Annotated in this window: 22 protein-coding genes; 8 read left to right on the forward strand and 14 right to left on the reverse strand. The window is 64.3% G+C overall.

The genetic code is table 11. From position 1 onward, the window contains the following. Window positions 1-35 precede the first annotated feature (35 nt). On the reverse strand, window positions 36-779 hold the full coding sequence (locus SO139_RS23090; protein WP_449381541.1) for a nucleotide-binding protein: 744 nt from the start codon (window positions 777-779) through the stop codon (window positions 36-38). 383 nt (window positions 780-1,162) lie between these two features. After that, a complete protein-coding gene (locus SO139_RS23095) occupies window positions 1,163-2,518 on the reverse strand; it encodes a serine protease (protein WP_449381542.1) in 1,356 nt (451 codons plus the stop codon). 90 nt (window positions 2,519-2,608) lie between these two features. Here SO139_RS23095 and SO139_RS23100 point away from each other — a divergent pair, with 90 nt between their 5' ends. Continuing rightward, on the forward strand, window positions 2,609-3,412 hold the full coding sequence (locus SO139_RS23100) for a HesA/MoeB/ThiF family protein (protein ID WP_449381543.1): 804 nt from the start codon (window positions 2,609-2,611) through the stop codon (window positions 3,410-3,412). A 12-nt stretch (window positions 3,413-3,424) separates the two neighbouring features. Here SO139_RS23100 and SO139_RS23105 read toward each other — a convergent pair whose 3' ends face one another. Then, the gene (locus tag SO139_RS23105; protein ID WP_498540618.1) at window positions 3,425-4,429 is read right to left on the reverse strand and encodes an aldo/keto reductase; all 1,005 of its coding nucleotides are present in this window, start codon (window positions 4,427-4,429) and stop codon (window positions 3,425-3,427) included. A 122-nt stretch (window positions 4,430-4,551) separates the two neighbouring features. Between SO139_RS23105 and SO139_RS23110 the strand changes: the two genes are divergently transcribed. Continuing rightward, the gene (locus tag SO139_RS23110; protein WP_449381545.1) at window positions 4,552-5,463 is read left to right on the forward strand and encodes a LysR family transcriptional regulator; all 912 of its coding nucleotides are present in this window, start codon (window positions 4,552-4,554) and stop codon (window positions 5,461-5,463) included. A gap of 87 nt (window positions 5,464-5,550) precedes the next feature. On the opposite strand, the gene SO139_RS23115 is transcribed toward SO139_RS23110, so the two are convergent. Further along, window positions 5,551-6,552, reverse strand: a complete 1,002-nt coding sequence (locus tag SO139_RS23115; RefSeq protein ID WP_449381546.1) for a 2-hydroxyacid dehydrogenase — start codon at window positions 6,550-6,552, stop codon at window positions 5,551-5,553. Window positions 6,553-6,881: 329 nt separating this feature from the next. Here SO139_RS23115 and SO139_RS23120 point away from each other — a divergent pair, with 329 nt between their 5' ends. Further along, window positions 6,882-7,409: an SH3 domain-containing protein gene (locus SO139_RS23120; RefSeq protein ID WP_449381561.1), complete on the forward strand. Its 528-nt coding sequence runs from the start codon at window positions 6,882-6,884 to the stop codon at window positions 7,407-7,409. Between the two features lie 137 nt (window positions 7,410-7,546). Here the strand turns inward: SO139_RS23120 and irrA are convergent, their stop codons facing one another. After that, on the reverse strand, window positions 7,547-8,038 hold the full coding sequence (irrA, locus tag SO139_RS23125; protein WP_449381547.1) for an iron response transcriptional regulator IrrA: 492 nt from the start codon (window positions 8,036-8,038) through the stop codon (window positions 7,547-7,549). 352 nt (window positions 8,039-8,390) lie between these two features. Here irrA and fabA point away from each other — a divergent pair, with 352 nt between their 5' ends. The 3 genes from fabA (at window position 8,391) to fabI (ending at window position 11,177) form a co-directional block, all read left to right on the forward strand. Next, the gene (gene fabA / locus SO139_RS23130; RefSeq protein ID WP_449381548.1) at window positions 8,391-8,912 is read left to right on the forward strand and encodes a bifunctional 3-hydroxydecanoyl-ACP dehydratase/trans-2-decenoyl-ACP isomerase; all 522 of its coding nucleotides are present in this window, start codon (window positions 8,391-8,393) and stop codon (window positions 8,910-8,912) included. A 102-nt stretch (window positions 8,913-9,014) separates the two neighbouring features. Beyond that, a complete protein-coding gene (gene fabB / locus SO139_RS23135; protein ID WP_449381549.1) occupies window positions 9,015-10,241 on the forward strand; it encodes a beta-ketoacyl-ACP synthase I in 1,227 nt (408 codons plus the stop codon). Between the two features lie 135 nt (window positions 10,242-10,376). Next, window positions 10,377-11,177, forward strand: coding sequence for an enoyl-ACP reductase FabI (fabI, locus tag SO139_RS23140; protein WP_449381550.1), 801 nt, complete (start codon window positions 10,377-10,379; stop codon window positions 11,175-11,177). 115 nt (window positions 11,178-11,292) lie between these two features. Here the strand turns inward: fabI and SO139_RS23145 are convergent, their stop codons facing one another. Continuing rightward, entirely contained in the window at window positions 11,293-11,889 is a 597-nt protein-coding gene (locus tag SO139_RS23145) for a glutathione S-transferase family protein (protein ID WP_449381551.1), read from the reverse strand. A gap of 182 nt (window positions 11,890-12,071) precedes the next feature. Here SO139_RS23145 and SO139_RS23150 point away from each other — a divergent pair, with 182 nt between their 5' ends. After that, window positions 12,072-12,194 carry a hypothetical protein gene (locus SO139_RS23150; RefSeq protein ID WP_449381552.1) on the forward strand — a complete coding sequence of 41 codons (123 nt, stop codon included), beginning with the start codon at window positions 12,072-12,074 and terminating at the stop codon, window positions 12,192-12,194. On the opposite strand, the gene SO139_RS23155 is transcribed toward SO139_RS23150, so the two are convergent. Genes SO139_RS23155 through SO139_RS23165 form a run of 3 tightly spaced genes read right to left on the reverse strand, consistent with a single transcriptional unit; the run spans window position 12,184 to window position 14,103 of the window. Further along, a complete protein-coding gene (locus SO139_RS23155; protein WP_449381553.1) occupies window positions 12,184-12,603 on the reverse strand; it encodes a Rid family hydrolase in 420 nt (139 codons plus the stop codon). The two genes, SO139_RS23150 and SO139_RS23155, sit on opposite strands and share 11 nt — an antisense overlap. Before the next feature lie 51 nt (window positions 12,604-12,654). Further along, window positions 12,655-13,143, reverse strand: coding sequence for a GNAT family N-acetyltransferase (locus SO139_RS23160; protein ID WP_449381554.1), 489 nt, complete (start codon window positions 13,141-13,143; stop codon window positions 12,655-12,657). Window positions 13,144-13,164: 21 nt separating this feature from the next. Then, entirely contained in the window at window positions 13,165-14,103 is a 939-nt protein-coding gene (locus tag SO139_RS23165; protein ID WP_449381555.1) for a hydrogen peroxide-inducible genes activator, read from the reverse strand. 113 nt (window positions 14,104-14,216) lie between these two features. Here SO139_RS23165 and katG point away from each other — a divergent pair, with 113 nt between their 5' ends. Next, on the forward strand, window positions 14,217-16,373 hold the full coding sequence (gene katG, locus SO139_RS23170) for a catalase/peroxidase HPI (protein ID WP_449381556.1): 2,157 nt from the start codon (window positions 14,217-14,219) through the stop codon (window positions 16,371-16,373). Between the two features lie 213 nt (window positions 16,374-16,586). Here katG and pnp read toward each other — a convergent pair whose 3' ends face one another. From pnp to infB, 5 genes are all read right to left on the reverse strand, one after another. Continuing rightward, window positions 16,587-18,749 (reverse strand): polyribonucleotide nucleotidyltransferase, encoded by a 2,163-nt coding sequence (pnp, locus tag SO139_RS23175; RefSeq protein ID WP_449381557.1) that lies wholly within the window; start codon window positions 18,747-18,749, stop codon window positions 16,587-16,589. A 378-nt stretch (window positions 18,750-19,127) separates the two neighbouring features. After that, the gene (gene rpsO / locus SO139_RS23180) at window positions 19,128-19,397 is read right to left on the reverse strand and encodes a 30S ribosomal protein S15 (RefSeq protein WP_008540131.1); all 270 of its coding nucleotides are present in this window, start codon (window positions 19,395-19,397) and stop codon (window positions 19,128-19,130) included. A gap of 2 nt (window positions 19,398-19,399) precedes the next feature. Continuing rightward, window positions 19,400-20,518 carry a tRNA pseudouridine(55) synthase TruB gene (truB, locus tag SO139_RS23185; RefSeq protein WP_449381558.1) on the reverse strand — a complete coding sequence of 373 codons (1,119 nt, stop codon included), beginning with the start codon at window positions 20,516-20,518 and terminating at the stop codon, window positions 19,400-19,402. Continuing rightward, the gene (gene rbfA / locus SO139_RS23190; RefSeq protein WP_449381562.1) at window positions 20,515-20,958 is read right to left on the reverse strand and encodes a 30S ribosome-binding factor RbfA; all 444 of its coding nucleotides are present in this window, start codon (window positions 20,956-20,958) and stop codon (window positions 20,515-20,517) included. Before rbfA ends, truB begins: the two co-directional genes overlap by 4 nt. A gap of 157 nt (window positions 20,959-21,115) precedes the next feature. Then, a partial coding sequence (gene infB, locus SO139_RS23195; RefSeq protein ID WP_474802900.1) for a translation initiation factor IF-2 occupies window positions 21,116-23,574 on the reverse strand: 2,459 nt, incomplete at its 5' end.

Consider the following 23,574-nt stretch of genomic DNA (forward strand, 5'->3'; position numbering starts at 1 on the left):
CGGAGAACAGGGAGCTCGTCTGAGCGATGCCCCGCTCAGGACACCAGCGTCGCGGTCTCGTTCGACGAGAGCTCGGCGGCCGCGTGCACCATCCCGTTCGCGGCCGAGATGACCTGATCGATCAAGAGATTGGTCGTTGTCGCGAGGTCGAGCCGGGTCTCGATCCACTGCCAGAGCCCGCGGATCTCGGTGGCCGACTTGCTGTCGGGGGCGAATTCGCTGACGGCGAGGCCGGCGGCAAGTGAGTCCTGGTGATCGTTGCGCATCACGATCAGCGGGCGTGCGAGCACGTCGGCGAGCTCGAGCGCGGCTTCCTCGCCGAGCGTATTGGCTGCATTGTCGATGCGCTGGCCGCGGATCGGCGTCTGGTTCAGCACGAAGCCGAAGGGCCGTTTCCAGGCGCGGGCGACGCTCAGCGTCGAGGTGGTTGCCTCGATGTCGGCGACCGTCGGCCGGGACGGGATCAGGCACAGATCGGAATGGCGAATCGCGGCGGTGGTCGCGGCGCTGAGGCCGGCTGCGGTGTCGACGATCGCGAGCTGCAGGCCGCTCTTCGCCAGCATCTTCAGGCGCGGCTCGATGTTGGCGGCCTGGTAGATCGGTTCGACCACGGGCTCAACCTCGGTGCGGCGGCGCTGCCAGTTCGACAGCGTGCCCTGCGGGTCGGTCTCGATCAGTCGAACGCTGAATCCTGCCTGCCGGGCGGCCAGCGCGAGGCCGATGGCAAGGGTGCTCTTGCCACTGCCACCCTTTTGGGTGGCCAGTACGATGGTATGCATAGATGATGAATCCTTTGGAGTGCCTGGGTCCTGGGTAACGCCACACGAACGTGCATCTGATGATGCTGAGCTCTTCTCGCTCAGGACGTGCCCGGCCCGATCCAAAGGGGATCGCGGATGTCCGAATCAACGGTACCATGATGGCGGAATCTGGGATTCCGGCGAATCCGTAGCAATACTGAAACTGAACCCGTAGTCGTACGTACCGATTTAAACTGCGCCGATTCCCGTGCTTCGGACGCCGCGCAGCTCGTCAGTGATGCGCTGCTGAGCCGGGGCTCAGAAACTGCGTGCTCGGAATTTGGCTGCGTGGGCCCGGCACTGCGCCGCGGCATTTCGTGCCGCGCCTTGTCCGGGGCAAGAGATGTCCGTCGTCGCCTGACTTACTTCCGCACGCAGATCACGCGCACCACGGCTGCGTTTGCATCCGTCGAGTTGCCATTCGCGGTGACGTCGTTCATCTTCAGGAAAGCGCGTACGGCATCGGCGGACACCATCACGGCCTGCGCGGCAGGCGTCGCGTTGGCGGGGCCGGCGACGACCGCCGATTTCAGCAGCGCGATGCCGGCAAACTTGCCGTCACCATCGATCCCGGCACTGCCGGAAAATCCAACCGCAGGCGCTGGCGAGAGCGCGGCATCGCCGCCGGTGACCGGAGCCAGCGCCGTCTTGAGGCTCGAGACGGCGGCGGCGCCGCCTTGATTCTGCGGATCGGCGATGCCGACGACATCGATAGCCGCCTTGGCGGCGCCGCTCGCCAGATTCAGCGGCTTCAAGCCGCGCGCGCCGTAGATGTGCAGCAGCGCGAGATCGTGCTCCTTGTCTTCCGCGAGCCGATCGGCATTGCCGTAGCCGCCGATGGTGAGCGCAAGGCAGCCGTCGGAGACGAGACGGTCGGTGACGATCGCGCCGTCATCGGTGACGACGATGCCGGTACCATATTCGACGGTTTTCCGCGGTGGTGGCCCTGCCTGCGGGACCGAGGGAAACGCATTGAAGGCGCTCGACATCGCGATCACGACCGGCTCGACGGTGTTTTCCATGGCCTGGTCGTAGAGGATCGTCATGATCCGCACCTCGTCACCCCTGAAGGTGCCGCGTACGTAAAACTTCTTCAGGCCCTGCAACCCCGACAGAACGAAGAAGTCCGGCTTCACCACGGTGTAATCGACCTTGCGCCCCGCGGGCTCCTTCTTCTCGACTTCGGCCAGCTTTGCGGTGGTCGGGTTCGCCTCCTTGCGGCGGCTGAGCAGCACCTGCACCGTGCCGGTCGGCGAGGTCCATTTCGAACCGTTGGCATCGGTCGCCTGCTGCGGCACGAGCTTGCCGGGGATGCCGAGCCGCGCGCCGCTGGTCGGCTCCATCACGATCTTCCAGCCGACGCTCTCCTGCTTCTTGCGCGCCGTCTCGGCGAGCGCCGCCCGCTCCTGCGGGTTCAGCACGCCGGTCGGCTTGCCGCCATTCGCCTTCTGGTATTCCTTGATGGCGCCGACCATGCGCTCGCTGACGTCGCCGGTGATGGCGCCGTTATACTGTCCGACCCAGGCGAGGTCGGATTGCAGCAGAAGGCGCTCCGCCTGCGCCATGGCGTCCGCGGTCTCCGACGGCGTTTGCAATGCGGGGCGGATTGGGACGGTCTGGACCGTCTTCGGCTTGGTGCCGGCAAGCGGCGGCGTCATTTGCGCGTGCGCGGTCGCTGCGGTCACCAACACAAATGTTGCCGCGAGCATCGATCTCATGACAAATCCAACCCGGCCATTGAACGTGGGCTCATTGAAGCACATCTCGTTGGTCGCAAACAATCTCGGGGTGGTTCAGGAGCGAAGAGGGTGCTGAGTCCCGACGAACTCGAACGCTATGCCCGCCATATCGTGCTGCGCGATGTCGGCGGACCGGGGCAGGCCGCCCTGAAGCAGGCTTCTGTGCTGGTGATCGGCGCCGGCGGTCTCGGCGCGCCGGCCCTGATGTATCTTGCCGCCGCCGGGATCGGCACGCTCGGCGTGGTCGATGACGACATCGTCTCGCTCTCCAACCTTCAGCGCCAGGTCATCCATACGACACCCGATATCGGACGGCACAAGGTCGAGAGCGCCGCGGAGCGGATTGCTGCGCTCAATCCGCATGTGCGGTTCGTCGGTCACGCCACCTGGCTCAATGCCGACAACGCGCTCGGCCTGATCGGCGATTACGACCTCGTGCTCGATGGCTCCGACAATTTTTCCACCCGCTATCTGGTTTCCGACGCCTGCTTCTTCGCGAAAAGACCGCTGATCACGGCCGCGCTCGGCACCTTCGACGGTTCGCTGACGACCATCCGCGCGCATGAGAAGAACGAGCAGGGCGAATTCAATCCGACCTATCGCTGCCTGTTCCCGGAGGCGCCGCCGCCCGGCACCGTGCCGGCCTGCTCCGAAGCCGGTGTGATGGGTGCGCTCGCCGGCGTGCTCGGTTCGATGATGGCGCTGGAAGCGATCCGCGAGATCGTCGGCTTTGGCGAGGGCCTGATCGGCCGTCTGCTGATGCTGGATGCGCGCGCGATGCGTTTCGAGACGCTGCGCTACGCGCGCGATCCGGCCAATCCGCTCAACGGCGATGGACCCGTGTTCGACGATCTGAGCATCCACCGCGAGTAGCGGTGGCGCTACTCAGCGCGCGAGCGGCCGCTCGCTGTCCATGTGCACGAGCTGCGATTCAGGATAGCGCTCACCTGCGGCGATGCCTGGCGGGAAGGCCTTTGCCAGCGTCGCGAGATGCTCCGGCGTCAGCTTCACCGTCAGCGCGCCGAGCGCTTCGGTCAGTCGCTCTCGCCGCCTTGCTCCGACCAGCGGCACGATGTCGGCGCCTTGCGCTGCCACCCAGGCGATCGCAACCTGCGCAGGCGTGGCACCGATCTGTTCGGCAACCCCGCGCAACATGTCCACCAGTGCGAGATTGGAGTCGAGATTTTCCGCCTGGAAGCGCGGGCTCATGCGCCGAAAGTCTTTGTCGTTTGCGCGGTCCTTCGACCAATGGCCGCTGATCAGGCCGCGCGACAGCACGCCATAGGCGGTGACGGCAATGCCGAGCTCACGGCACGTCTTCAGGATGTCGCTCTCGATACCACGTGACACCAGCGAATATTCGATCTGGAGGTCGACGATCGGGTGTATAGCGTGCGCGCGGCGGATGGTGTCGGAGCCGACCTCGGACAGGCCGATATGGCGGATCCAGCCGGCCTTGATCATGTCGGCCATCGCGCCAATCGTCTCCTCGATCGGCACGGACGGATCGAGCCGCGCCGGCCGGTAGATGTCGATGTGGTCGACGCGCAGACGCTGGAGCGAATAGGCGACGAAGTTCTTGATCGCCGCGGGCCGGCTGTCATAGCCAAGAAAACCCTTGTTCGGATCGCGCAGCGCACCGAACTTGACGCTGATCTGCAGCCGGTCGCGATTGCGCCCCTGGAGCGCCTCGCCAACGAGCATCTCATTGTGTCCCATGCCGTAGAAGTCGCCGGTGTCGAGCAGTGTGATGCCGGCATCGAGTGCGGCGTGGATCGTGGCGATGCTCTCGCCGCGGTCGGCGGGACCGTAAAAGTCCGACATGCCCATGCAGCCGAGACCGATGGCAGAGACGGTGGGGCCGGTTGAACCGAGTTTGCGCTGTTCCATGATGGCTCTCTCCTCGCGGGTGCCGCGGCCGATTGTGCCGCTTGCGATGCGGCAGATATGCGCCGGTTCGATTGCGCCGATAAGCTGGACAATATGGAAAAGCTTGTTCACTATATCGAACAATGAGCGAGCCTGACCTGCGCGATCTCGACGCCTTCGTGGCGGTGGCCCGCACCCGCAATTTTCGGCGGGCGGCGGTGGAGCAGCATGTCTCGGTCTCGAGCCTCAGCCAGCGCCTGCGCGACCTCGAGGAGCGCCTCGGCGTTCGCCTGATGAACCGCACCACCCGCAGCGTTGCCTTGACCGAGGCGGGCGAGCTCTTGCTGTCACGCGTCGCGCCGGCGCTGCGCGACGTCGGCGATGCCCTGGATCAGGTGCGCAGCCTCCGCGAAGTCGCGTCGGGCCGCCTGCGCATCAATGCGCCGCCGCCGGCGATCGATCTCGTGCTCGCCGAAATGGTCGGGCCGTTCCTGCGGGCGTATCCGCAGGTCGAGCTCGACATTGTCGCCGAAAGCTCGTTCGTCGATATCGTCAGCGGAGGCTTTGATGCCGGTGTGCGCTATGGCGAGCACCTGGCGCAGGACATGGTTGCGGTCCAACTTGGCAGGCCGCAGCGCTACGCGGTCGTCGCTTCAGCCGACTATGTCGCGCGCCGCGGCCGGCCAAAGCATCCCAAGGATCTGCTCGACCATGACTGCATCCGCACGCGCTTCGGCAGTGGCGCGATGCTCGATTTGGAGTTCGAGAAGAACGGTCATGTGGTGAAGGTCGATCCTCCCGCCAAGCTGATTGCGACCTATCTGGGACTTGCGATGCGCGCCGCACGCGACGGCGTGGGTTTTTGGGCGACGTTCGATGGGTATGTCCGTGAGCACGTCGAATCTGGGGCGCTGGTGAGCGTGCTGGAGGATTGGTGCGAGCCGTTTCCCGGACCGTTCCTGTACTATCCAAGCCGGCGGCAAGTTCCGCCGGCGTTGCGTGCCTTCATCGACTTCGCTGCAGAGTGGCGCAAACGAGAAAAGCGGCGCGGGTGAAGCATGATCCGGAAAAGTGTGCAGCGGTTTTCCCTCGCGACAAACGCGGAACGCGTTTGCGCGGAGATCATGCTTAAACAATAAGCCTCAGAGCATGCTCGGCAGCACGCGATCCGGAGGCTTGTGGGCGTCGAGGAAGGTGCGGATGTTGATGATCACCTTCTCGCCCATCTCGACGCGGCCTTCGATCGTGGCCGAGCCCATATGCGGCAGCAGCGTCACCTTGCCGGCCTTGGCGAGCCGCACCAGCTTCGGGTTGACCGCGGGCTCATGCTCGTAGACGTCGAGGCCGGCGCCGCCGATCTCGCCGGCTTCGATCAGCTTGATCAGCGTGTCCTCGTCGGTCACCTCGCCGCGCGCGGTGTTGACGATGTAGGCCTCTTTTCGGATCAGCTTCAGCCGCCGCGCCGAGAGCAGATGATAAGTGGCCGGCGTGTGCGGACAGTTCACCGAGATGATGTCCATCCGCGCCAGCATCTGGTCGAGGCTTTCCCAATAGGTCGCGCCCAGCTCGTCGGCGATCTTCGGCGCGACGGGCCGGCGGTTGTGATAGTGGATCTGCAGGCCGAAGGCGCGGGCACGGCGTGCCACGGCCTGGCCGATGCGGCCCATGCCGATGATGCCGAGCCGCTTGCCGCCAATGCGGTGGCCGAGCATCCAGGTCGGCGACCAGCCCGCCCAAGGTTTTCCTTCGGTGAGCACCGAGGCGCCCTCGATCAGCCGACGCGGCACCGCGAGGATCAGCGCCATGGTCATGTCGGCGGTGTCCTCGGTCAAAACCTTCGGCGTGTTGGTGACGGTGATGCCGCGCGCATGCGCCGCCTCGACGTCGATATTGTCGACACCGTTGCCGAAATTCGCGATCAAACGAAGCTTGCAGTCGGGCTGGTTGATGATGTCGGCGTTGATATGATCGGTCACGGTCGGAACCAGCACGTCGGCCGTGCGCGCGGCTTCCGCGATCTGCTCCCGCGACATCGGGGTGTCGTCAAGATTGATCCGGGCGTCGAACAATTCGCGCATGCGCGTCTCGATGGAGTCCGGCAGCTTGCGTGTCACGACGACGAGGGGTTTTTTCTTGACCGACATGTCCTGCTCTCATGAGGCTTCGCTGGCCGCCTCTGTCGTCAAAGGCTTACCGTTCAGACCTCATTAACCCGGTTGTTCGACACTGGCGCTGCCGCATCGTCCCCGGCGTTTCCTTCAAGCTCTCCCGACATTTCCGGCCGGAAAATCGGGCCAAACTGGTTTGTTAGACGTTCGTCCTCTCTAGCAGATGGCCGGGCCAAGACAAGAACCACGGCAGCGGAAGGAAGGACCCGCGTGGGGCGGGGAGAGGGGCATGCGGCGTGGGTTTGGAAGTGATTTCTCGGAATTCGGCTCGCTTGCGGCGGGGTTCCGGCAGGAGACGGGTCGTGATGGCGTTGGGGCGTTTTTGGTCGCTGGTGGTGCTCGTCTTGGGTTGGCTGAGCGCTTCGGTCAGCCCCGGACATTCGGCCAAGGACGCGGTTCAGACCGCGAGCGGCCTTCCTGTGCCCCGCTATGTCAGCCTCAAATCCGACCATGTGAATGTCCGCGCCGGCCCGACCAAGGACAACGATGTGGCCTGGGTTTACACCCGCGCGGGTCTCCCGGTCGAAATCACCGCCGAATTCGAGAACTGGCGCCGGGTTCGCGATTCCGAAGGTGCCGAGGGCTGGGTCTATCATTCATTGCTGTCGGGCCGACGCACCGCCGTCGTCACCATGAAGCACAAGGACGATCTCGCGCCGATCTATGATCGCGCCGACACCGAGAGCGCGATCGCCGCAAAGCTCCAGGCCGGCGTTGTTGCCCAGGTCAAGAAATGCACCACGGGTTGGTGCCACGTCATGGGCAACGGTTTTGACGGCTGGATCCAGCAGGAACGGCTCTGGGGCGTCTACGCCGACGAGCTGGTGAACTGACGCGAGAGGACAACCTGTTGCCCCAACGTCATGCCCGGGCCTGTCCCCGGCATCCACGCACTTTCTTGCTTAGCCTAGAACGTGGATGGCCGGGACGAGCCCGGCCATGACGATCAAACTGAACACCTAGGAAAGCCTCAGCGCTTCTTGCGCAGACGCACGACCATGTCGATGCGCGCGATCTCGTAGCCCTCGGGCACGTCGGGCATCTTCGACAGCGCCAGATGTGGGTCGGGAATGTCGACGAGCTCGTGGCTGTTCTCGAGATAATAGTGGTGGTGCGTGGTGACGTTGGTGTCGAAATAGGTCTTGGTGCCATCGACGCTGACCTGGCGCAGCAGACCGGCATCGGTGAGCTGGTTCAGGGTGTTGTAGACGGTGGCCAGCGACACCGGAACCTTGGCCAGCGTCGCTTCCTCGTAGAGCATTTCGGCGGTCAGGTGCCGGGCACCCTTGCCGAACAGCAGCCAGCCCAGCGCCATGCGCTGGCGCGTTGGGCGAAGCCCGGCAGCCTGGAGCATTTCGTTGACGTCGTGCCACGGGCAGCCGGTCAAGGCCGGCTGGCGTCCGGAGTGGAGGGACGCGGAATGGGCGGTTTCGTCGTGGTGGTTCGGGGCGTTATCGCTCATTTCCGATTTCAGGGCACGCGAGGAAGAACACTATTGTCCTCGAATATATGGACGGATAGATGCAGATGCAAGTTTCTCGCAACTAGAGCGGTTCTAAGTCGGCCCGGAACCGGGACGAGATGCGATCATTCTACCCTGTAATGGGCGCTTTGACGCCAGGAGGGCCTATGATAGAGAGCGCGCGGTCCCGCTTAGCCAGTTTTGGCGCAGCCGGGCCCAATGAGGCTTGGCCCGCGGTCGATTCGGCCGCGCGGTTTTTGTGCCTGACAATGGTCAATGGCGCTCCTTTCATCGAGAAACGGGGCCATTTTCGCCAAAACTGCCCCTTCGGGATTTGAACAGAGGCTCCGGGATGCTGAACAGGCGCAACGGTTACGAATACGAGGATTTGCTGGCTTGTGCCCGCGGCGAGATGTTCGGCCCAGGCAACGCCCAATTGCCGCTGCCGCCGATGCTGATGTTCGACCGCATCACGGACATTTCCGATACCGGTGGTGAATACGGCAAGGGACTGGTGCGGGCCGAGCTCGACGTCAAGTCGGACCTCTGGTTCTTCGGCTGCCATTTCAAGAACGACCCGGTGATGCCGGGCTGCCTTGGCCTCGACGCGCTCTGGCAGATGGTCGGATTCTACCTCGGCTGGGTCGGCGGCGAGGGCCGCGGCCGCGCACTGGGCCTCAGCGAGTTGAAGTTCGGCGGCCAGGTGCTGCCCGAAGCCCGCAAGGTCGTGTACCAGGTCGATATCAAGCGTGTGATGCGCTCAAAGCTGGTGCTGGGCATTGCCGATGGGTGGCTTTCGGTCGACGACACGATTATCTATCGCGCAAAGGATCTGAAGGTCGGCCTGTTCAAGCAGGGCACGAACCTTGGTTGAACCAAGAGCTTTGGTTGAAGCGAGAGTCTTGGTTGAACCAAGAGTCTTGGCTGAAGCAAAGCGTATCACTTTAAAGACGACAACGATTAGGGCGAGGCTGTCATGAGGCGGGTTGTGGTCACCGGGATGGGCATTGTCTCGTCCATCGGAAACAACACCCAGGAAGTGCTTGCGAGCCTTCACGAGGCGAAGTCAGGCATCTCGCGGGCAGAAAAATATGCCGAGCTCGGCTTCCGTTCGCAGGTGCAGGGTGAGCCGACGCTCGATCCCGCGACGGTAATCGACCGGCGCGCGATGCGCTTCCTTGGCCAGGGTGCGGCATGGAATCACATCGCGATGGAGCAGGCGATCCAGGATTCCGGTCTCGGGCCTGACGAAGTCTCCAACATCCGCACCGGCATCATCATGGGTTCCGGCGGTCCGTCGGCCCGCACCATCGTCGAATCCGCCGACGTCACCCGCTCCAAGGGACCGAAGCGCGTCGGACCGTTCGCTGTGCCGAAGGCGATGTCGTCCACAGCCTCTGCGACGCTCGCGACCTGGTTCAAGATCAAGGGCGTGAACTATTCGATCTCGTCGGCCTGCGCGACGTCGAACCATTGCGTCGGCAATGCCTATGAGACGATCCAGATCGGCAAGCAGGACATCATCTTCGCCGGCGGTTGCGAGGAACTGGACTGGTCGCTGTCGGTGCTGTTCGACGCCATGGGCGCGATGTCCTCGAAATACAACGACACGCCTGCCACCGCCTCGCGTCCCTATGACGTCAATCGCGACGGCTTCGTCATCGCAGGCGGCGCCGGTGTGCTGGTGCTGGAAGAGCTCGAGCACGCCAAGGCGCGCGGCGCGCGCATCTATGGCGAGATCGTCGGCTATGGCGCGACATCGGATGGTTACGACATGGTCGCGCCGTCGGGTGAAGGCGCCGAGCGCTGCATGCGCATGGCAATGTCGACCGTGAAGACCAAGGTCGACTACATCAATCCGCACGCTACCTCGACGCCGGCGGGCGACCCGCCGGAGATCGAGGCGATCCGGAAAGTGTTCGGCGTCGGCGAGAAGTGCCCGCCGATCTCCGCCACCAAGGCACTCACCGGCCATTCGCTGGGTGCGACCGGCGTGCAGGAAGCGATCTATTCGCTTCTCATGATGAACAACGGCTTCATCTGCGAGAGCGCACACATCCAGGAGCTCGACCCGGTGTTCGCCGACATGCCGATCGTGCGCAAGCGCATCGACAACGCCAAGATCGGCACCGTGCTGTCGAACTCGTTCGGCTTCGGCGGCACCAATGCCACGCTGGTGTTCAGCCGGCTCGATGCGCAATGATTTGAGTCGGTCATGCCCCGCGGAGGCGGGGCATCCAGTACGCCGCGGCCTCTCTATTTATCACGACCGTCTCTGGAATACTGGATCGCCCGCCTGCGCGGGCGATGACGTCGAAAAATGGGAGCGACGGCTGCAATGCAGGGACTAATGAAAGGCAAGCGCGGTCTGATCATGGGCATCGCCAATGATCACTCGATCGCCTGGGGCATGGCCAAGACGCTGCGCGCCCACGGCGCCGAGCTCGCCTTCACCTTCCAGGGCGACGCGCAGGGCAAGCGGGTCAGGCCGCTGGCGGAGTCGCTCGGTGTCGACACCGTGCTGCCTTGCGACGTCGAGGACATCGCCAGTGTCGATGCGCTGTTCGCGGCGTTGCGCGCGAAATGGGGGCAGCTCGATTTCGTGATCCACGCGATCGGCTTTGCCGACAAGAACGAGTTGAAGGGCCGCTACGCCGACACCAGCCGCGAGAACTTTTCGCGTACCATGGTGATTTCCTGCTTCTCTTTCACGGAAATCGCCAAGCGCGCCGCCGACATGATGCCGGCGGGGGGCTCGATGATCACGCTGACCTTCGGCGCCTCGATGCGCGCGATGCCGAACTACAACGTCATGGGTGTCGCCAAGGCGGCGCTGGAAGCCTCGGTACGTTATCTCGCCGCCGATTTTGGCCCGCGCGGCATCCGCGTCAACGCGATCTCGGCAGGGCCGGTGCGCACGCTCGCCGGCTCCGGCATTGGTGAGGCCCGCGCGATGTTCGCATTCCAGCAAAAGCATTCGCCGCTCGGCCGCGGCGTGACGCTCGATGAGCTCGGCGGCTCGGCGCTGTATCTGCTGTCGGAGCTGTCAGGCGGCGTCACCGGCGAGGTGCACTATGTCGATTCCGGCTACAACATTATCCTGATGCCGAAGCCGGAAGATTTGAAGACGCTGGAATAAGCGAAGGCTCTGTAGGGTGGGCAAAGGAGCGCAAGCGACGTGCCCACCACTTCTGTCACCATCGCGGAAACGTGATGGGCACGGCGCGAATGTGCCTTTGCCCACCCTTGATCTCTCAACCCGCCGCGATCTTCTCGGCGCGCTGGAACGCCGGCCGGGCCACGCAGCGGGCGATGTAGGCGTCGAAACTGGGGCGCGGCGGCACCATCTTGAACATCCGCACCGCAAAGTTCAGCCCCGAGCCGATCACGATGTCGGCGGCCGTGAACTCGTCGCCGAGGATCCATGGTCCCTTGGCCAGCGCGGCGTCGAGGACGTCGAATACCTGCGTCGCGCTGCCCCAGGCGGCCGTGAAGGTGGGTACCTCGAGCTTGGTGAAGATCTGGATCAACCCGGGCTCGATGCAGCCTGGCCCGAAGAACAGCCATTGCAGATATCGCGCGCGACGCGGATCGGTTGGCGCAGGCGCGAGCTTCGTCTCCGGGTAGCGATCGGCGACATAGGCGCAGATCGCGGCCGCCTCGCCGAGCGCAGCGTCGCCGTCGACCAGGGCCGGCACCTTGCCCATCGGATTGATCTTCAAATACTCCGGCGCCTTCTGCGCGCCCGTCGTGATGTCGGTCAGCACGCGCTCATAGGGCAGGCCGGTTTCCTCCATCAGCCAGAGCGCGGAGAAGGAGCGCGAGCGGGGCGACCAATAGAGCTTGATCATGGGAGCGGACCTTTCATCGGGACGCGATTTTCCTCGTGCATCGCGCGTCTTGTGCTGCTTGGCAAGTCGCTACGGCTCGGGTGACGATGCATGTTTCACGCAAGGTGTTGGTCAATTCTCCCTTTCCAAACAGTTTGATGCAACGTCATCGAAATGCACAAGGCGCTGAAAATGAGCCCGCGATGGCCGCGCGCATGTCGCAGACGCTTCGGTCGATGGTCGATCTCTGCGAGAAGATGGACGCTCTTGCGCTGAAGCCTGGAAAGCGCGGCCCCTACCAAAAGCGCGTTGCCGTCACTCTCTAAAGGCCGTGACGCGGATTTCGACGTGCATCTTAGGGTCGCCAAGCACCGCGACGCCTAGGCACGTCCAGATCGGCTTATGATTGGGCATGCGAAGGCGAAACTGCCGCGCCATCTCCGCTGTAGCTGCAAGGATCGTCCCGTCCGGTTCCGGCGTATGGTATGAGTTGACGTGAGCGACGTTTGCCCAATCAAGCCCGACCTCATTCAGCATGAAGGCCACATTATCGAAGGCTCGATTGATCTCTGCCTCAATCGGAACGTCGACCGGGAAATCGAGCGTATCAGGATGCCAGCCGCCCTGGCCGGATAACTCGACCCGGCCATCGGTCTCCAGCACCATCGAATAGCTGTAGTCTCTGGCGTTCTTTTCACCCCAAGCGCCCGGAGAATGAAGCTTGAACCTCGGCACGTTGCTCTCCCGTCGCGAGCATCGCGAGGCTATCGCAGGCAGGCCTTGATTTCAAACTGAGACACTACCTGGCAATCGATCGACGCCCTTCTTTCTGCGCCACCGATAGCACTTCATCATGAAGCCCGTTGCCGTCGCGACCTCCTCCTTCTCGAACACAAAGCCCTCGCGCTCGTACCAGCGCCAGGCCTTTTCGTTCTCGCGCACGCAACGCAGGACGATTTCGTCCGGCAACTGCGTTCGCGTGAACGCGAGCAACTGATGGCCGAGCGAGCGTCCCTGATAGCGCGGTGCGACGAAGAGCTGGTCGAGATAGAGGTTCGGCAGATGCAGCGCCAGCATGGCGGCGATCGCACCGTCATCATCGGCGACAAAGAGGCTCCAGCCACCCTCGATCTCGCGTCGCACCCGCGCGCGCAGGTTCGCGAGCAGGAAATTGCTCGCCTCCGCCAGGCCGGTCGAGACCCAGCTCTCCATCCAGACACGGGCGATCTCGTCGTATTCGTGCGGCTCGGCGGGACGGATGACCGGAGTGGACATGGGGATGATCTGCCGCGTCGATCAGGCCCTGGCACTGCGCGGTATGGTGCTCGCCGCATGCCGTGCGCGCACCTTGCCGGCCGACAGGCACACCACTTCGGAGATTTGCAGGAGCTGCCGCGCCAGGGGGCTGGTCCTGCGCCAGACCATGCCGATGGTGCGCGAGGGCTGCGGATCGGCGAAGCGCGCGACCGACACGGAGGCCGACCGCGTCTCGACCGGCAGGGCCATTTCCGGGATCAAGGTCACGCCGATGCCGGCGCTGACCATCTGAACCAGCGTCGACAGCGAATTCGCATCCAGCATCTCGCGCGGCGGGGCCGATTGCATGTTGCAGAACGACAGCGCCTGGTCGCGGAAACAATGCCCCTCCTCCAGCAGCAGCAGGCGCATCTCACGCATCATCTCGCGTGAGGGCACCGGAGTTCCCTCATCCGTGCCCGGCCGCACCAGCAGAAACTTTTCCTCGAACAGCGCGACTTCCGTCAGCGAGGCTTCCGAGACCGGCAGGGCGACGATCGCCGTGTCGAGCCGGCCTTCGGTCAGCTCCTGGATCAGCTTGGGTGTCATCGTCTCGCGGACGCGGATGTCGAGCTCCGGATGCAGGCGCGTGAGGTTCTTGGTGATCGTCGGCAGCAGATAGGGCGCGATCGTCGGGATCATGCCGATGCGCAGGCGGCCGGCGAAGCGGTCGCGCGAGGCGCGCGCGAAATCGCCGAGCTCATCGACCGAGCGCAGGATTTCGCGGACGCGCTGGGCGAGTTCCTCGCCGAAGCGCGTGAGTGCGACCTGGCGCGCGCTGCGTTCGAGCAGCAGGCCGCCGAGCGTCTCTTCCATTTCCTTGATCTGCATCGACAGCGCCGGCTGCGAGATCGAGCAGGCTTCCGCCGCGCGCCCGAAGTGGCCGAGACGCGCCAGCGCATCGAAATATCGGAGCTGCCGCAGCGTCAGATTGATCATCAGAAAATCCTATCGCAGCGATCATTAAAGTCAACTTTACCTGATAAGAGGCAGCGCCTAGAGTCGTTTGACCTGGGTCATGGCGAAGTTCGACGCCACCAGAGGAGGTATTCATGGACGATCAAGCAAAATGCCCGTTCACGGGCGGAAAACCCGCACCCTCGAACCGCGAGTGGTGGCCGAATCAACTGGATGTCCAGGTCCTGCACCGGAATTCCGATCTGTCGGATCCGATGGGCAAGGACTTCGACTATGCCAAGGAATTCAAGACGCTCGACCTGAATGCGGTCGTCAAGGACCTGCATGCCCTGATGACCAACTCTCAGGAGTGGTGGCCGGCCGACTTCGGTCACTATGGTGGCCTGATGATCCGCATGGCCTGGCACAGCGCGGGCACCTACCGCATCACCGACGGTCGCGGTGGCGCAGGTGCTGGTCAGCAGCGCTTCGCGCCGCTGAATAGCTGGCCCGATAACGCCAATCTCGACAAGGCTCGCCGGCTGCTCTGGCCGATCAAGCAGAAGTACGGCCGCAAGATCTCGTGGGCCGACCTGATGGTCCTCGCCGGCAACGTCGCGCTGGAATCGATGGGCTTCAAGACGTTCGGTTTTGCGGGTGGCCGCGCCGACGTCTGGGAGCCTGAGGAATTGTATTGGGGTCCCGAAGGCACGTGGCTGGGCGATGAACGCTACAGCGGCGAGCGCCAGCTCGCCGAACCGCTCGGCGCGGTGCAGATGGGCCTCATCTACGTCAATCCCGAGGGGCCGAACGGCAAGCCGGATCCGGTCGCGGCCGCCAACGACATCCGTGAGACGTTCTTCCGCATGGCGATGAATGACGAGGAGACCGTCGCGCTGATCGCCGGCGGCCACACCTTCGGCAAGACGCACGGTGCAGGCGACCCGTCCCTCGTCGGGCCGGAGCCGGAAGCCGGTGCGCTGGAGGATCAGGGCCTCGGGTGGAAGAGCAAGCACGGTACGGGCATCGGCGCTGACGCGATCACCGGCGGCCCGGAAGTCACCTGGACGCAGACGCCGACGAAGTGGAGCAACTACTTCTTCGAGAACCTGTTCGGTCACGAATGGGAGCTGACCAAGAGCCCGGCCGGCGCGCAGCAGTGGAAGGCCAAGAGCACTGAGGCGGTCATTCCGGACGCGTTCGACAAGTCCAAGAAGCATGTGCCGACCATGCTCACGACTGATCTCTCGCTGCGTTTCGATCCGGCCTATGAGAAGATCTCGCGGCGCTTCCTGGAGAACCCGGATCAGTTCGCGGACGCCTTTGCCCGCGCCTGGTTCAAGCTTACCCACCGCGACATGGGCCCGATCGCGCGCTATCTCGGCCCGCTGGTGCCGAAGGAGACGTTGATCTGGCAGGATCCAATTCCGGCCGTCGATCATGAGCTCGTCAGCGAGCAGGACGTCGCGGGGCTGAAGACGAAGATCCTGGCTTCCGGCCTCTCGGTGTCCGAGCTGGTCTCGACGGCCTGGGCATCGGCCTCGACATTCCGCGGCTCCGACAAGCGCGGCGGCGCCAATGGCGCGCGCATCCGCCTTGCTCCGCAGAAGGATTGGGAGGTCAACCAGCCGGCCCAGCTCTCCAAGGTGCTCGGCAAGCTCGAGGCGATCCAGAAGGAGTTTGGCGCAGGCAAGAAGAAGATCTCGCTTGCCGATCTCATCGTCCTCGGCGGTGGCGCCGCGGTCGAAAAGGCTGCGAAGGACGCCGGCGTCGACGTGAAGGTGCCGTTCACGCCGGGCCGCACGGATGCCTCGCAGGAGCAGACGGACGTTCCGTCCTTCGCGCCGCTCGAGCCGCGGGCTGACGGCTTCCGCAACTACGTCGGCGGCAAGCATCAGTTCCTGAGGCAGGAGGAAGCCCTGGTGGACCGGGCGCAGCTGTTGGGGCTCACTGCGCCCGAGCTGACGGCTCTCGTCGGCGGTCTGCGCGTGCTCGGCGCCAACGCAGGTGGCTCGAAGAACGGCGTCTTCACGGAGAAGCCGGGGACGTTGACCAACGATTTCTTCGTCAACCTGCTCGACATGAGCACGCAGTGGGCGCCGGCCGCCAACGGCGCGTATGAGGGGCGTGACCGCAAGACCAATGCGGTCAAGTGGACCGCGACCCGCGCCGACCTGATCTTCGGCTCGCACTCGCAGCTCCGCGCATTCGCGGAAGTCTACGCGAGCGGGGATTCGAAGCAGAAGTTCGCCAAGGACTTCGTGGCCGCCTGGACCAAGGTGATGAACGCCGATCGCTTCGATCTGGTCTGAGTAGCAGTTGCTGTTCACCTCTCCCACTTGCGGGAGAGGTCGACGCGAAGCGTCGGATGAGGGCTCGCTCCACACGGGGGCTCTCGCTTGGGGAGAGACCCTCTCCCCAGCCCTCTCCCGCAAGCGGGAGAGGGAGCGCATGTCGCCCAAGACGAACACAAACAAAAAGGGCGGCCTTTCGGCCGCCCTTCGCGTTTCTGATGTGCCGAGAGCTTACTCGCCGGCCGCTTCGCGCGGAGCCTGCTGGCCCTCAGCGGCCTTCTGCTTGGCCTCGAGGTCCTCGCCGGTCTGCTGGTCGACGGCCTTCATCGACAGGCGCGTCTTGCCGCGGTCGTCGAAGCCGAGCAGCTTGACCTTGACCTTGTCGCCTTCCTTGACGACGTCGGTGGTCTTCTGCACGCGGCTGGCCGCGAGCTGGCTGATGTGGACGAGGCCGTCCTTGGAACCGAAGAAGTTCACGAAGGCTCCGAACTCCATCACCTTGACGACGGTGCCGTCATAGATCTGGCCGACTTCGGGCTCGGACGCGATCGACTTGATCCACTTGATCGCAGCCTTCATCGCCTCGCCGTCGCTGGAGGCGACCTTCACGGTGCCGTCGTCCTCGATGTTGACCTTGGCGCCGGTCTTCTCGACGATCTCGCGGATCACCTTGCCGCCGGTGCCGATCACTTCGCGGATCTTGTCGGTCGGGATCTTGAAGGTCTCGATGCGCGGCGCGTATTCGCCGAGCTCGGCGCGGGCCGCGGTCAGGGCCTTCGCCATCTCGCCAAGGATGTGGATGCGGCCTTCCTTGGCCTGGCCAAGGGCGACACGCATGATCTCCTCGGTGATACCCTCGATCTTGATGTCCATCTGGAGCGAGGTGATGCCCGCTTCCGTGCCGGCGACCTTGAAGTCCATGTCGCCGAGATGGTCCTCGTCACCGAGAATGTCCGAGAGAACCGCGAAGCGCTTGTCTTCGAGGATCAGGCCCATCGCGATGCCCGCGGTCGGCCGCTTCAACGGCACGCCGGCGTCCATCAGCGCGAGCGAGGCGCCGCAGACCGACGCCATCGACGAGGAGCCATTGGACTCGGTGATCTCCGACACCACGCGCGTGGTGTAGGGGAATTCGTGGTGCGGCGGCAGCACGGGATGGATCGCGCGCCAGGCGAGCTTGCCATGGCCGATCTCGCGACGCTTGGTGCCGCCGAGACGGCCGGTCTCACCGACCGAGTAGGGCGGGAAGTTGTAGTGCAGCAGGAACGTCTCCTTGTACGTTCCCGACAGCGCGTCGATGTACTGCTCGTCCTCGCCGGTGCCGAGCGTGGTCACGACCATCGCCTGGGTCTCGCCGCGGGTGAACAGCGCCGAGCCGTGGGCGCGGGGCAGCACGCCGACTTCGGCGACGATGTTGCGGACCGTCTTGGAGTCGCGACCATCGATGCGCTTGCCGGTGTCCAGGATGTTCCAGCGAACGATCTTGGCCTCAAGCTCCTTGAACACGCCCGCGACGCGCAGCTTGTCGTACTTCGGCTCCTGCCCTTCAGGGAAGTAATGGGCGATCACCTTTTCCTTGACCTTGCCGACCGCGGCGTAGCGATCCTGCTTGACGGGAATGGCGTAAGCGGCGCGCAGCTCCTGCTCGACGAGGCCGAGCATTTCCTTTTCGAGCGCCGAATTGTCGATGACGGTGACTTCGCGCGGCTCCTTGGCGGCCTTCTCGGCGAGCTCGATGATCGCGTTGATCACCGGCTGGAAGTGGCGGTGGCCGAACATCACGGCGCCGAGCATGATGTCTTCGTTGAGCTCCTTGGCCTCCGATTCCACCATCAGCACGGCGTCGGCGGTGCCGGCGACCACGAGATCGAGCTGGGTCTCGACCATCTCGTCGAGCGTCGGGTTGAGGATGAACTCGTCATTGGCGAAGCCGACGCGCGCAGCACCGATCGGGCCCTTGAACGGAGCGCCGGACAGGGTCAGCGCAGCGGACGATGCCACCAGCGCGACGATATCGGGGTCGTTCTCCATGTCGTGCGACAGCACGGTGGCAATCACCTGGGTCTCGTTGCGCCAGCCGTCGACGAACAGCGGACGGATCGGGCGGTCGATCAGGCGGGAGACCAGCGTCTCCTTCTCGGTCGGACGGCCCTCGCGCTTGAAATAGCCGCCGGGAATGCGGCCCGCGGCATAGGCCTTCTCCTGGTAGTCGACCGTCAGCGGCAGGAAGTCGACACCTTCGCGCGGCGCCTTCGCGGCGACGACGGTGGCGAGCACCACGGTCTCGCCGTAGGTCGCGAGGACGGCGCCGTCGGCCTGGCGTGCGACCTTGCCGGTTTCAAGCTTAAGAGGGCGTCCGCCCCAGTCGATCTCGACTGAATGCTTATTGAACATAGATGTCTTCTTTCATGGGTTCTCGAAAGAGGAGACGCGTCGAAAAACAAAAACCATGCGCAAGATTGCGGGACGCTGATCGAAGCGGGTGATCAGCGTCCTGCGATCCTGCCATGGTTTTTGGATTTCGGATGGCGTCCATCCTTTCGGGTCATACGGGCGCCTTGCCCGTTGCGCCCAGCCGCCGGATTGCTGCTGGACTGGTCAGTCGGCACGAGCGCGAACGCCGTATCGCGGCCTTCGACCATCATGCCCGGATGCGAATCGGTATTGGCCCGCACCCGACATGCGCGTGAGCCTCGATCAAAAACCTTGAAAAAAGTGCTTTCGTTCGAAACCACGCGCAGAAACGCGCGCCGGTGGCGCGCGCAAGAGCTCTTAACGACGAATGTTATGCTTCTCGAGCAGCGCCTTGTACCGCGCCTCGTCCTTCTTCTTCAGGTAATCGAGGAGCGAACGGCGCGTCGACACGAGCTTCAAGAGGCCGCGGCGCGAATGATTGTCCTTCACGTGGGTCTTGAAATGGTTCGTGAGGTTGTTGATGCGTTCCGAAAGGATCGCGACCTGGACCTCGGGCGAGCCGGTGTCGCCGGCCTTGGTGGCATTCGTCTTGATGACTTCCGCTTTGCGTTCTGCGGCAATCGACATCGTCAATTTCTCTCGTTGCGACCGGTGCTGGCAGTCAGGCCGGTCAGGTTGAACACACGCTTGGGGATGATTTCGCCATTGCCAACTTCAGCAAGCGCCAAAAGACGGCCTGCCACCGTGACATAGACTGTGCCGCTACAAGTGGGCGCATCCCGTCCGCGCAACAAAACGGCTTGGCCCCGATGGAGCCTTGCCGCATCAGCCCGAGTGACGGCCAGTGCCGGGATGTCGTCCAGCGCGGTCTCAACGGGCAAAAGCGCGTCGGCGAGGCTGCCCTCGCCGGACGCGGCTCTATGGCACAAAGCCTCCAACTGATCCAGCGGAATCATGTCGTTCTCGCCAAACGGGCCGACCAGGGTCCGCCGCAGCGCGCAGATATGGCCGAAAGTGCCGAGAATCCGGCCCATATCTCGGGCCAGGGCGCGGACATAGGTTCCCTTGCCGCATTCGGCCTCGAATACCGCTCGATCGCTATCTGGTTGATCGACAAGGGATAAATGGTGAATCTCGACCGGGCGGGGTGCCAGCTCCACGACCTCGCCGTCGCGTGCCAGGTCGTAGGCGCGCTCGCCCTGGACCTTGATCGCGGAATAGCGCGGCGGGACCTGCTCGATCACGCCGGTGAACCGGGGCAGCAGCGCCAGGATGGCTTCCCGAGTCGGACGCTGGTCGGAGCTGGCGGTCGCCCGGCCCTCGATATCGTCGGTATCGCGCTCTTCCCCCCAGCAGACGGTGAAGCGGTAGCGCTTGCGGCCGTCCATCACGAAGGGGACGGTCTTGGTGGCCTCGCCGAGTGCGATCGGCAGGCCGCCGGAGGCGAGCGGATCCAGCGTGCCGGCGTGGCCGGCGCGCTTGGCGTTGAACAGACGCTTGAGCACGGCGACGGCCTGCGTCGAGGTCATCCCGATCGGCTTGTCGAGCACGACCCAGCCGTGCACGTCGCGCCGGTCGCGGCGCGGCTGATTGTTCTTCTGCTGCTTGGCGCGCGGATCGTTGTTGACGCGGCGCTCCTGCGCATGCGGCGTGGCGTCGCTGCGCAGCTCGGCTAAATTATTTTTCTGCACGTCGCCCGAGTCAGCGTCTTCGGTGCCGATTGCACCGTGAGCCGGGTCCATCATCATTGTTCTTCTTCCCGATCCGAATCCGGATTCTGTTCCGGATCCTTGTCCAAGTCTTTTTGCACCGCAGGCGTTCGCAATAATTTCTCGATCCGTTCCGCTTCGTCGAATCGCTCGTCGACGCGGAAGCGAATGTCAGGTGCAAATTTCAGGTTAACGCGCCGCGCGACTTCGCCGCGCAGGAATTTCTTGTTGCGATCGAGCGCGGCAATCACGCGCTCGGTGTCGCGACCGCCAAGCGGCATCACGTAGATGGTCGCGAGCTTCAGATCCGGCGACATCCGTACCTCCGGCACGGTGATGATGTGACCTTCGAGATCCGCATCATGCACATTGCCTTGCGCCAGAATCTCGGCCATCGCGTGGCGAACCTGCTCGCCGACGCGCAGCTGCCGCTGCGAGCCGCCAGGCGCGGAGCTCTTTTTCTGATGGTGGCGGGGCATTGTCTGGAAAATCACCTCGTCATGCCCGTGATGGGACACCGGCATTGTCATTTGTCACGTCGAAACGAACGAGACATCGATGGCCGGAATGAATCCGGCCATCGCGCTCTCGCAATTTCAGTTCAAAAGGATCCGGTCGCTTCGGTAAGATTTGGACTTACAGGGAGCGCTGGATCGTCTCCACTCGATAACACTCGATCACGTCACCGGCACGCATGTCGTGGTAGTTCTCGAACGCCATGCCGCATTCCTGACCAGACTGGACTTCCTTCACTTCGTCCTTGAAGCGCTTCAGCGTCGACAGCTTGCCTTCGTGCACGACGACGTTGTCGCGGATCAGGCGCACATTGGCGCCGCGTTCCACGGTGCCGTCGGTGACGCGGCAACCGGCGACCTTGCCGACCTTGGAGATGTTGAAGATCTCCAGGATCTCGGCATTGCCCAGCATGGTTTCGCGCAGGGTCGGTGCGAGCAGGCCGCTCATCGCCTTCTTCACGTCATCCACGAGGTCGTAGATGATGTTGTAGTAGCGGATCTCGATGCCGTTGCGCTTGGCGGCCGCGGCCGCCTCCTTGTTGGCGCGAACGCTGAATCCGATGATCGCTGCGTTGAAGCCTTCCGCGAGCGTGACGTCGGACTCCGAGATGCCGCCGACGCCGGCATGCAGGATGCGGGCTGCGACTTCCTCGGTGCCGAGCTTCTCGAGCGAGCCGAGGATCGCTTCCAGCGAGCCCTGCACGTCGGCCTTGACAATCAGCGGGAACTCCTTGCGGCCCGCGGTCTTCAACTGCGACATCATCTGCTCGAGTGAGCCGCGCATGCCGGAGATCGAGGCTGCCGCGTTCTCGCGCTTCTGGTGCGCGCGGTAGCTGGTGATCTGGCGGGCACGGGCTTCGTTCTCGACGACCGCGAGACGATCGCCTGCCTCAGGCGGGCCATTGAAGCCGAGCACCTCGACCGGCACGGAGGGGCCGGCTTCCTGCACGGTCTCGCCCTGATCCGAGATCAGCGCGCGGACGCGGCCCATCTCGGCGCCGGCGACGATGATGTCGCCGACACGAAGCGTGCCGCGCTGGACCAGCACGGTGGCGACCGGACCACGGCCGCGGTCGAGCTTGGCCTCGATCACGGTGCCTTCGGCCGGACGCTCCGAATTGGTCTTCAGGTCGAGGATTTCGGCCTGCAGCGCGATCATCTCCAGGAGCTTGTCGAGATTGGTCTTGTTCTTGGCGGACACCTCGACGTCGACCACTTCGCCGCCGAAGGATTCGACCTGAACCTCGTGCTGGAGCAGTTCGGTGCGCACGCGCTCGGGCTTGGCGTCGGGCTTGTCGATCTTGTTGATCGCAACAATGATCGGTACGCCCGCCGCCTTGGCGTGATTGATGGCCTCGACCGTCTGCGGCATCACGCCGTCATCGGCCGCGACCACCAGCACGACGATGTCGGTGACCTTGGCGCCGCGGGCGCGCATCGCGGTGAACGCGGCGTGGCCGGGCGTGTCGATGAAGGTGATCTTCTTGCCGGTTTCGGGCGAAGACACCTGATAGGCGCCGATGTGTTGGGTGATGCCGCCGGCTTCGCCCGAGACCACATTGGCGTGACGGAGCGCGTCGAGCAGCGAGGTCTTGCCGTGGTCGACGTGACCCATCACGGTCACGACCGGCGAACGCGGCTCGGTGTCGGTGGAATCGTCGACGACGTCGAACAGGCCTTCTTCGACGTCGGAGGCCGCAACACGCTTCACGGTGTGGCCAAGCTCTTCGGCGATGAGCTGAGCGGTGTCGGCGTCGATCACGTCGGTGATCTTGTGCATCGCGCCCTGCTTCATCAGCATGCGGATGACGTCGACCGCGCGCTCGGACATGCGATTCGCGAGTTCCTGGATCGTGATCGCCTCCGGGATCGTCACCTCGCGGATCAGCTTTTCCTTCGGTTCGTTCGAGGCATGGCCCTTCAGGCGCTGAGTGCGGCGGCGGAACGAGGCGATCGAGCGCTCGCGCACCTCGTCGGCATTGAGCGCGGTGACGACGGTCAGGCGGCCGCGCTCCTTCTGCGGGCCGGGCTTGTGGGTGGTCTTGGGGGCCGCCACGGGACGTGCGGCGCCGCCAGGACCGCGACGGATCTGGCGCGGACCCTCGTCCTCGTCCGGTCCGGCCGCGACTGCGGGGGCGCGACCCGCCGGGCCGGCCGGCCGCTGTGTGGTCGTTGCGGGCCGGGCCGCGGAGGCCGTCGGCCGCGCAGTGGTGGTCCCGGGCCGCGGCGCAGGAGCGGCCGGTGCCGCCGTCGCGGTACGCGCGGGAGATTGCGGCTGCTCGCCTTCGCCAAAACGCTTCTTGGCCTCGATCTCGGCCTTCCGCTTGGCTTCGTCCTCGTGGCGATGACGCTCGTCCTCGGCCTTGCGGCGCGCTTCAGCGGCCTCGCGCTCGGCACGCTCGGCGCTTTCGCGAATGGCGCGGCGCTGGGCTTCTTCCTCGGCCTGACGGCGCTCTTCGACCTCGCGCAGCTTGGCATCGGCCAGCGCGCTGGCGCGGGCGGAACGTTCGTCCTCGGTCAGGGTGCGCAGCACCACGCCGGAATTGGCGTTGCGCGGCGGGGCAGGGGGCGGAGCCGGGC

It is taken from the genome of Bradyrhizobium sp. UFLA05-89 (assembly GCF_059803475.1).

Coding starts and splice junctions, on each gene's coding strand:
- SO139_RS23090 (WP_449381541.1), bottom strand. CDS start 779: ATGCATACCATCGTACTGGCCACCCAAAAGGGTGGCAGTGGCAAGAGC.
- SO139_RS23095 (WP_449381542.1), bottom strand. CDS start 2,518: ATGAGATCGATGCTCGCGGCAACATTTGTGTTGGTGACCGCAGCGACC.
- SO139_RS23105 (WP_498540618.1), bottom strand. CDS start 4,429: ATGGAACAGCGCAAACTCGGTTCAACCGGCCCCACCGTCTCTGCCATC.
- SO139_RS23110 (WP_449381545.1), top strand. CDS start 4,552: ATGAGCGAGCCTGACCTGCGCGATCTCGACGCCTTCGTGGCGGTGGCC.
- SO139_RS23115 (WP_449381546.1), bottom strand. CDS start 6,552: ATGTCGGTCAAGAAAAAACCCCTCGTCGTCGTGACACGCAAGCTGCCG.
- SO139_RS23120 (WP_449381561.1), top strand. CDS start 6,882: ATGGCGTTGGGGCGTTTTTGGTCGCTGGTGGTGCTCGTCTTGGGTTGG.
- irrA (WP_449381547.1), bottom strand. CDS start 8,038: ATGAGCGATAACGCCCCGAACCACCACGACGAAACCGCCCATTCCGCG.
- fabA (WP_449381548.1), top strand. CDS start 8,391: ATGCTGAACAGGCGCAACGGTTACGAATACGAGGATTTGCTGGCTTGT.
- fabB (WP_449381549.1), top strand. CDS start 9,015: ATGAGGCGGGTTGTGGTCACCGGGATGGGCATTGTCTCGTCCATCGGA.
- fabI (WP_449381550.1), top strand. CDS start 10,377: ATGCAGGGACTAATGAAAGGCAAGCGCGGTCTGATCATGGGCATCGCC.
- SO139_RS23145 (WP_449381551.1), bottom strand. CDS start 11,889: ATGATCAAGCTCTATTGGTCGCCCCGCTCGCGCTCCTTCTCCGCGCTC.
- SO139_RS23150 (WP_449381552.1), top strand. CDS start 12,072: ATGGCCGCGCGCATGTCGCAGACGCTTCGGTCGATGGTCGATCTCTGC.
- SO139_RS23160 (WP_449381554.1), bottom strand. CDS start 13,143: ATGTCCACTCCGGTCATCCGTCCCGCCGAGCCGCACGAATACGACGAG.
- SO139_RS23165 (WP_449381555.1), bottom strand. CDS start 14,103: ATGATCAATCTGACGCTGCGGCAGCTCCGATATTTCGATGCGCTGGCG.
- katG (WP_449381556.1), top strand. CDS start 14,217: ATGGACGATCAAGCAAAATGCCCGTTCACGGGCGGAAAACCCGCACCC.
- pnp (WP_449381557.1), bottom strand. CDS start 18,749: ATGTTCAATAAGCATTCAGTCGAGATCGACTGGGGCGGACGCCCTCTT.
- rpsO (WP_008540131.1), bottom strand. CDS start 19,397: ATGTCGATTGCCGCAGAACGCAAAGCGGAAGTCATCAAGACGAATGCC.
- truB (WP_449381558.1), bottom strand. CDS start 20,518: ATGATGATGGACCCGGCTCACGGTGCAATCGGCACCGAAGACGCTGAC.
- rbfA (WP_449381562.1), bottom strand. CDS start 20,958: ATGCCCCGCCACCATCAGAAAAAGAGCTCCGCGCCTGGCGGCTCGCAG.